Source organism: uncultured Methanofollis sp., from assembly GCF_937919355.1.
GTDB lineage: Archaea > Halobacteriota > Methanomicrobia > Methanomicrobiales > Methanofollaceae > Methanofollis.
This window is the reverse complement of the sequence record NZ_CALFSA010000081.1, coordinates 1-8118: the sequence shown is the minus strand read 5'-3', so window position 1 is coordinate 8118 and position 8118 is coordinate 1. Positions and strand designations below refer to the sequence as shown.

The window sequence follows — 8118 nt, the reverse complement described above, 5'->3', positions numbered from 1 at the left end:
AGACCTCGGCGTTTCCGACGTCGACCACGAGGTCGACATGGTCGTGGGGGACTGCGGCCGCTGCTTCCCTGACCACGTCCTGGAGGCGGAGCCAGGTCGAGGGCGGCACACCATGGCTCAGGTAGGACCCGGCGGTCTCGGCGTTCCACTGTATGCCGCCCACCGCTCTCATCATGCACATATGGTGCCTGTACAGTTCGGGGTATTTCCGCAGCTCGCCGGCGATAAACTCATCGTATTCCCGGGCCGCAGAGGCCAGGTTGAGTATGTCATGGAAGGCCGTGCGGCTCATCAGGGTCATCTTCTCATGTGCCGACCTGAGGCTTTCGTCGTCGTCCGGTGTCATGCAGGCCACGTCCTTTTGTGCGGGTGTGCGCTCTGTTCTCTCATTTTTTCCGCTGAAGGCACCCTCCAGGCGGCGCCTCCGGTATAGGTAATCCTTTTTTCGGTCATACGTCATCTCGGATAATGTTCTTCTGTCGATTCGTCTCTCGGTGCCTCGCCAGGCGGCACCTCCGGTACTTCTAACATGTGCCTCTCACATGGTCCTGCCTCCGGTCCTGTCTATCTTTGCGTGTCCTTCAGGCGTGCGACGCTCGCCAGGAACCGGTCGAGGGCCTCCGCCTTCTTTCTCCTGACCTCTTCGAGGTCTGCAAAGGTGGCGTCGAGGTCGATTTTTTCGACCTTCTCCTCCACCGGGAGGACGTAGCGCGAGACCTCCAGGGTGAAGTCGTTCTCCGCGATCTCGTCGGTGGTCGCCACGGCGCTGAAGCCTTCGATCTCTTTGAAGGAGGTGTAGGCGTCAAGGACTCTCGCGGTGTCTTCGTCTCTGAGGATGTTCCGCCCCCTCCCCGCCAGGAACAACCCTGTTGCGTCGATGAAGGCCGTCCTGCCCTGCCTCTCCGCTGCCTTGCCCGCGGCGATGACGAGGACCGCATATTCCGCCGCTGTCGAGGGGAAGATCCGGGGCGGCAGGGCGATGACCGCCTCGACGCGGTCTTTGTTGATGATGTTCGCCCTGATCTCTTTCTCCGTCCTCGCGCTCCTGAAGAGGATGCCTGCCGGGACGACGGCGACCAGCCTCCCGCCGTCGGCAAGGGAGGCGATGGCGTGGCTGAGGTACGCAAAGTCCCTGCTCGTCCGCGGCGGGACGCCGTAGACGAACCTGACATAGGGGTCGTGCTGCAGGACCTCAGACCCCCAGTCCATGGCACCCGCCGGGACGGTGCCGACGACACGGTCGAACTCCCCGAGGCGCCGGTCGTCCTGCACGAACCCGGGCGTCAGGATGGGGTCGCCGGTGGCGATGTGCACGTCAGGGCAGTTGTGCACGAGGAGGTTGAGGGCCGTGACCAGCCTGCTGTGGTCGTTCGGTGTCTGGGCGTAGAGGGTGACGCCGCTCTCTCTGTTCTTCCTGGCGTACCGTACCACCTCTCTCAGGACCATTCCATCCTGGCAGAAGGGGTCGAAGACGGACGTTCCGTCCGCGGGTGCGAGGAGGCGGACAAGGAGGCGGGCGAGAATTGGAGGGACGGCGAAAACTCTGCTTCTCCAGATCTCATTCCGGATCCCACCGTACACCTGGAACCGGAGTTGCATGCGGTTGCGGGCATCGGCGTCGCGGAACGAGAGGGCGGAGATCTTCTCGACGACCTCTGTCCAGAGTTTGTCCAGGCCAGTATCGAAGTCCAGGGCGTCGAACCATCTTTCCTTGCCTGGGTGGGCCTGTTCAAGGCGGGCGAAAGCCGCGTTCAGCGCGTTTCCCGGGCTTTCCGCGGTGCGGATCTCGTCCCACAAGGGGGCGTAGGGGAGGAAACCGGGAAGGCCCTGTGCGTGGTACTCCCTTTCTATCATCATTATGGGGAGGGGTCTGCGATGGTTTTCTGTCGCCTCTTCCCATTCTGCCCTCTGATCGGCCACCATTTTGAGGGCGAGGAGGGCGGTGAGGATGATGGATGAGTGTGCGGTAGCCGGGTCGGCACGCAGTATGCTCCTGACCTGGAGCAGGTCGCCGCTGAGTGACCGGGGATTGGTCATCGCCGCACCCCCAGGTAATCGGCGATCAGCGCCTCTTTGATCCGGGCTGTCAGCTCTGCTTCCTTTCGTGCGAGGGCCTCGTACTCCCGGTAGGCTGCCAGGCACGCGGCCAGGCCTTCCCCGTCGTTGGCTCTGTTGAGGGCCGGGACTTCCAGTCTTTCCAGGGCCATGATGGAGAGCATGGGCAGCACGGTCCCGCGAGCAAGGGCTGCGAGGGCGTCCCTCCCCTGCTGGCTGTTGAAGTACTCGGCCATCAGGGCTGCGTCGGCCTCCTCCCTGAACCTGAGGATGACGAGGTTCTGGGAGAGGATATGGCCCTCGCACTTTTCGTCGGCAAGGGCTGCGCGGAACTGGCCCCGCATCGAGAGGAGGACGTCGCCGGTGTGGATGCGGGCGCGCTCGATGTCAGTCTCGGTCCTGACCGCGAGGTGCTCGACGTTGTCCTGGTCGACGGTGCCGTCCTCAGCCAGCGCCCTGATGCCCACCACCGGGTACAGGGGGTCGCTCTCTGAGGTGGGTTTCCCTGTGTGGGCGCCGCGAAGGATTTTTCCCTCGACGAGAAGATCTTTGAGAGGTTTTGTGGGGGTCACGGTCCCCCCCCCTCCACATTTTACAGTAGGTTGTATACTCGATTTGTCCATTATATCACTACTCACTCGCGTGATATGCATCATACTCGTATGCGGGAGATATATACTTTGTGTAAGCGCCCGTGAGAGGGACCGTATGGTCGATCGCATTCCCCCCCATATTCTGATTAAAAAATGAAGTTTATTACGCAGGACTATACTTTTCTGTCCTTTTAATGCCAATATTTTTGACTTTATATCTCCTAAGTCTCTTCCCTGGGACACATGTGGTGGTGAGAAGAGGAGAAAGTGGTGCGTTCATCCCTGCCTTTCCTCTTCTCTCTTGAGAGAGTGATCTATTCTGTCATTCTGCTCGTTGTATGCTCACGTTCGGCCGGGTGACTAATTGACGAGGTGTCGTGCTGCAATCCTGTGATAGCAATCACGATCAGTTCCCTCTCTCCCTGATGCACATTTCAACAATGCGCATGATGCTCAGGGTCTCATCGATCTTCAAACATTCATCGGGTTTATGGTCGCGATAATATCCGCAGGACAGGTTGACAACATCAAGGTCCGGAAAAGCACGGCGTATGTTATACGCGTCTCCCATCTTACCCCGTGTGACCTCCATGGGGTACCCGGCATCCGCAGAGATCTTCACAAGCCAGTCGGTGAAATCCTGCGAACAGAGCCGGATCCTGGGTTGGAGTGGGCTGTCCTCCTTCCCGTACATATCGATAATGTCATTCCTGTTCTCACGATCGACTATGATTGTCCAGAGGGCAGCCCTGAAAAACTCCGGATGGTTTTTCATCGCTTCTTCAATGCCGAAACCTCCGCTTCGCCCATAGGACGGTTTCCCTGAAACGGCCTTCTCTTCCTGTACTGTCAGGATCGCACGGAAACGGAGATCGGTGTGGTGCATCAGATAGAGGATCAGGGCAACTCCCGCCTTATCATCGAATCCTGCCTGAATCTCTTCAGCTTTCGTAACGCCCCCATCGTGAAGGCGAAGAAAATCGGGACATGCTAATTTCTTGGCCTGTTCCTCCTGTGCTATCTGATGGCGATCCTGCCGGACAGGGAAGGTGTCTATATGGGCGTTGAGAAGAGGCAGACGCTCCTCCTCTATCCTATCCGTGGGCGTGAAAGAGATGTTGCCTGTCTCGTCCACCTCTCCATGCCACTGCCCGTTGGAATAACGGGCGCAGATATGTTCTGAGAGCGCCATCTCTTCCCCGGAGGGAGAATCAATGCGCACAATATCCTGGAGAATGGTAAAATAATCTTCTTTTACCCTGCAATATAAATCTAAATCTGATTCTGGTGTCGATAACATCCTCAATACCTGGAAGGAGGTAGTTATGGCACGATATGTGTCTTCTGGTTTGCGCCGGGGCGATTATTGGCCAGGCCGGTCATGAGGAAGATACCTCCCCCAGAATCATGGGCCCCGGCCATCTCTCTACTTCCTGCGATCTTGAGCCAGCACTCTCTTGATACAATCATCCAGCTCTTTTTCTGCCATTTCTCTTTTCATACAGATGTTTCTGAGATCCTCGCTCTCTTTGAAGAGGTCAATGACCTCTGGTTCTGGGGCGATATATCGTACAATGTCGAAATCGCAATTATTTTTAAAGATCGTAGAATACAGAATCTCTCTGGCAAAAGGGCCGATTTTTTTCTCCTCACAGCTTTCGAGGGTATTGCGCCGCCGCCCTTCATACTGGTGCTGCCAGTAATCGTCAATGATCCCGGAAAAAAAGGTGTCTTCGATCAGGTTTTTCTTTTTATATTTCTCGCTCAATTCTTTGCCGTCGACAAATAGGACATACGGCCCGGTCTTCTCTTTCCTGATCACTATCAGGTATATATCGTTCCTGATTCTCGGGAAGAGTTCGTTTGGCAGGCGTATAATGGCGTCAAGCCATTGGTTGTCGACCAATTTTTTCCGTATCTGCTTGAACTGTGCTCCCGAGGTGATGCCCGGGGCAACCAGGAGAGTGAGAGTGCCCCGCGGAGTGAGGATGTCCTGCAATTTCTGGAAAGTCGCCGCATTAAACTTCTGTGCGATCTCCTTGGACGAGGCACAGTCCGCGACGATGACGTCGGTCCGGTCTATCCCTTCGGGAAGGAGAATCTCTTCCTCCTCTTCCTCCTCCTCTGCCCCCCCGCTGGTCTCGACGACGCGTGTGTCGTGCGACACTCCATATGCCCGCATTGCCATCCTGCAGAGGAGGGCATTTCTATCGTGCAGGGTGGTCCAGAGGAGGGTGTGGATGTTCGGGGCAAAAGATCTCGTTCTGGCGCAGAGCATACCTGTCCTGCAGAAGGGGACAAGCACCCGTCCTTGTGGGGAGGCGATCCGCAGTATGATGTCTGCAATGGCAGGTGACATTCCTGTGTTCTGGTCATGGGCCATGAGACAGGTATCGATCGCGTCGAAGTACTCTCTGTCCCCGGAGGGCAGGTCATTGAGTCTCCTGACCGCCTTGCAGATCATATCACTGTTGGCCGAATCGAGGGAGATGGATGTCACGACATCGCGGAGCCCCAAATGTTCTGCTTCGCTGTGAATTCTGTCTTTGATAATGGGGGAATAGTCCTGTGCAGAGTAGTATATCTCTTTCCACTCTCCGTGCCTGTGGATATAGAGCAGGAGAACCGCGAATGCCTCGACATGATCCCGGAGGCCGATGTCCTTCAGTAAATGGAGGGTCTTCCTGACGATCTCTGGTGAACGAAGGTTTTTTTGCACTATCTTCTCCTCCCAAAAATCTTCTGGAGTATCCCTGTCATCAAACGGGTGCGGACTTCCTGCTCTTCCATACGGAGTTTTTCATGACGGTAATAGGCCCGGACGAAGTCATAGGCATCCTGCGTTTCCGGGGTGGGGCAGGGGATGGTGAGGCGGGATAATTTGTCCGGGGTGATCTTCCTGAGGTGGGCGGCCCCGGTTGCGTACGTGAGGAGGTCTTTCTGACCCCATGGCGAGTTGAGATAGAGGGCAATGTATTCGGGCGGGGCGGCATCCCTCTCTTTTTCGAGTCTGATAGCCGCAATGTTCTCACTGATCACCAGGCCGGCCGAGGTGCTGTCGACGACGGCGCACTTAAAGGGGGGGCCGGTGAGGGTAACGAGGACATCTCCTTCCTCCACCAGATGTTTCTTCAGGTCTTCAGGTATTCTTTTCCGGCTTTGATCGTCCAGGGCGCATATGGGTTTCTCTTTTTTCCGGACAATGCCAATGGGGTCTGTCTCGATATCTTCGATCCTGATGATGTCGGGTAGTGCTTCGCCCGGGAATGAACTCCATTTATAACTATATATTCCCCGCACGATGGTCCACCGGGATGTTGAAAGCGCCCTTTCATTCCCTGAATTCCAATCGTCTTCCTCTTCCATCGCCGTACCCCGCAGGTGTGATCACATTGGGTAGCATGCTACTTCAAACCTACCATTAGGTAGAACGCTACTAATTTATTAGCAATGAGTTACAATCACAATACGTCCTGCCTGCTTACAGGGGGACACCACGGAGGTTCAGAAATGGAAACGAACTCGGATACATTTGAAAAAAGCGGCGATATGTCATACGAAAACGTCTTTGTCTCGTCCGGCACTGTCCGGCGCACCCCTGGTGACGACGACACCCTCCCCTCCCGCCTCTTCGAGATCCTGAAGGACCTTGTCAGGATCGCAAGCCCCTCCGGTGACGAAGACACCCTGGCCCGGCACATCGCCTCCACCTACTTCGCCGACGGCTGGGAGGTGCGGGTCGACGAGTACGCGAACCTGGTCGCCGTGCCCGCGGGGCAGGTGGGAGACCTCCCCCTGCTGACCGCCCACATGGACACCCGGCCTGTATGGGGCGACGACATACGCGCCCGCCTGGCCGAGGAGGACATCATCTCCCTCGATGGTGGGACAGTCACGAAAAAACATCCGATCCAGTGCGGCTTCGACGACAAGGCCGGCATCGCCATCATCCTGGCCCTGAAGGAGCGCCTCGGCCCGCGGTTCAAGGTGCTGCTCACCACCCGAGAGGAGACGGGCGGCGCGGGCGTGGCCTACGCCCTGGCCGATGAACAGAACCGGGGCTTCTTTGCCGGTGTCCCCTTCGCCTTCACCATAGATCGCCGCTCCACGAGCGGTTCTGACATCATCCACACCTATGCCGGCCTGAAGATGTGCTCCGACCGATATGTCGAGGAGATAGAGGCGATCTCCGCTTTCCTCGGCGCACCCATGGCGGGCAGCGACCGGGGGACGATGGCGGACTGCTACCAGATCGCGGAGGCGTTCCCCATCCCCATCGTGAACCTCTCGTGCGGCTTTATGCACGAGCACACGCCGAAAGAGACCCTCGACTTCGCCAGCACCCTCGACACCTTCCAGGTCGTCGAGAGGTGTCTCCGGGAGCAGACGCGCCTCACGGAGGCGGCGCGGTGGAACTGAGACCCGACAGGAGAGTTTGAGTATGTCACAGGAAAAACTTGCAATCATCGAGTGCGTCCCGCAGAATGAAGACAAGAAGGAAGGGCTCGTCCTCTACGAGTTCCTTCACACGACAGGCATCGACTTCGCCGACTACTTCGAGTTCACCAACTGCTCAGACCTGCTGGAGTTCCTCGCCTCCGGCGAGGTGGAGGAGTACGCCTCAGTCCACCTCAGCGGTCACGGCGCGGCCAGCGGGGACGAGGCATGCTTCAAGATGCCGCGGGGGAGGATACACCCCGACGAGTTCCCCGCGGAGTGTTTCCTCGGCAAGACCGTGGCGGTCTCGGCCTGCGAACTCGGGAGGAAGTGCTTTGCCGATCCCTTCCTGGCGACGACGATGGCGGCGGCGATGATAGCGCCGCAGAGGGAGGTGCCTTTTATCGACGCGGCGGTGTTCTTCGTGAACTACTACTACCACCTCTACCGCCAGGGGGTACGGCCGAGAACGGCATTTGACCGGACACGGGAGTACCTCAATGGGAAGGCGCTGGGCGGGTTCCAGTACTTCTCCTGAGGAGTGAGTGCTCTATGGACGAGACTCCCTCTGCCCTCGACCGCCTCCTTGCCGACCTGGCAGGGCCGGTTCTCCCGTACACTGGAGGAGGGTGCGCCCGGCCTGCGCCTCCATCTCTCGACGGCTGAGGAGGGCGGGCTCTCTGTCCCCGACCACGCCTTGCCCCCTCCCCGGAGTTCTTCATGGGCGACCGGCACCTCATCCCGGTCATCGACGGTGGTCATTGTGCCGGGAGGTGTATGCCGACCTCTCTGTCCCTGAAAAAATCCCGCGTACCGCCCTCTGGCCCTTCCCCCTCGACGGCATGTTCGGGTGGCCCAGAATCTTTTCGCGTCGCACGCAGACGGCCGTCCTGCCATGTGATGCGCTGCAACAGGATCCTCGTCTCCCTGGAGCACGACTCGATCGCCAACCATCTGGACGATCTCGACGGCATGGTGGTTTTTTGTTCTTGGCAGGTGGTCGATGATTGTATGCCAATTTCATTTTTCAGAG

8 protein-coding genes are annotated in these 8118 nt (G+C 57.9%); 2 read left to right on the top strand and 6 right to left on the bottom strand.

Going from position 1 to position 8118, the window contains the following annotated elements; translation table 11 throughout:
- The 6 genes from Q0520_RS03690 to Q0520_RS03665 form a co-directional block, all read right to left on the bottom strand.
- On the bottom strand, positions 1-346 hold a 346-nt coding region (locus Q0520_RS03690; RefSeq protein WP_298666764.1), incomplete at its 3' end, for a hypothetical protein.
- A gap of 218 nt (positions 347-564) precedes the next feature.
- Positions 565-2037: an N-6 DNA methylase gene (locus Q0520_RS03685; RefSeq protein WP_298666761.1), complete on the bottom strand. Its 1473-nt coding sequence runs from the start codon at positions 2035-2037 to the stop codon at positions 565-567.
- Positions 2034-2627 (bottom strand): hypothetical protein, encoded by a 594-nt coding sequence (locus Q0520_RS03680; protein WP_298666758.1) that lies wholly within the window; start codon positions 2625-2627, stop codon positions 2034-2036. Before Q0520_RS03680 ends, Q0520_RS03685 begins: the two co-directional genes overlap by 4 nt.
- A gap of 427 nt (positions 2628-3054) precedes the next feature.
- Entirely contained in the window at positions 3055-3948 is an 894-nt protein-coding gene (locus Q0520_RS03675; protein WP_298666755.1) for a hypothetical protein, read from the bottom strand.
- A 126-nt stretch (positions 3949-4074) separates the two neighbouring features.
- A complete protein-coding gene (locus tag Q0520_RS03670) occupies positions 4075-5112 on the bottom strand; it encodes an N-6 DNA methylase (RefSeq protein WP_298666753.1) in 1038 nt (345 codons plus the stop codon).
- A gap of 254 nt (positions 5113-5366) precedes the next feature.
- Positions 5367-5948, bottom strand: a complete 582-nt coding sequence (locus Q0520_RS03665; protein WP_298666750.1) for a hypothetical protein — start codon at positions 5946-5948, stop codon at positions 5367-5369.
- 210 nt (positions 5949-6158) lie between these two features.
- Here Q0520_RS03665 and Q0520_RS03660 point away from each other — a divergent pair, with 210 nt between their 5' ends.
- Positions 6159-7067 (top strand): hypothetical protein, encoded by a 909-nt coding sequence (locus tag Q0520_RS03660; RefSeq protein ID WP_298666747.1) that lies wholly within the window; start codon positions 6159-6161, stop codon positions 7065-7067.
- 22 nt (positions 7068-7089) lie between these two features.
- Positions 7090-7623: a hypothetical protein gene (locus tag Q0520_RS03655; RefSeq protein WP_298666742.1), complete on the top strand. Its 534-nt coding sequence runs from the start codon at positions 7090-7092 to the stop codon at positions 7621-7623.
- The last annotated feature ends 495 nt before the right edge of the window (positions 7624-8118 follow it).

Bases quoted from the DNA above. Each gene is read 5' to 3' on its own strand.
- Q0520_RS03685 (WP_298666761.1), bottom strand. From the start codon at position 2,037: ATGACCAATCCCCGGTCACTCAGCGGCGACCTGCTCCAGGTCAGGAGC.
- Q0520_RS03675 (WP_298666755.1), bottom strand. From the start codon at position 3,948: ATGTTATCGACACCAGAATCAGATTTAGATTTATATTGCAGGGTAAAA.
- Q0520_RS03670 (WP_298666753.1), bottom strand. From the start codon at position 5,112: ATGATCTGCAAGGCGGTCAGGAGACTCAATGACCTGCCCTCCGGGGAC.
- Q0520_RS03660 (WP_298666747.1), top strand. From the start codon at position 6,159: ATGGAAACGAACTCGGATACATTTGAAAAAAGCGGCGATATGTCATAC.
- Q0520_RS03655 (WP_298666742.1), top strand. From the start codon at position 7,090: ATGTCACAGGAAAAACTTGCAATCATCGAGTGCGTCCCGCAGAATGAA.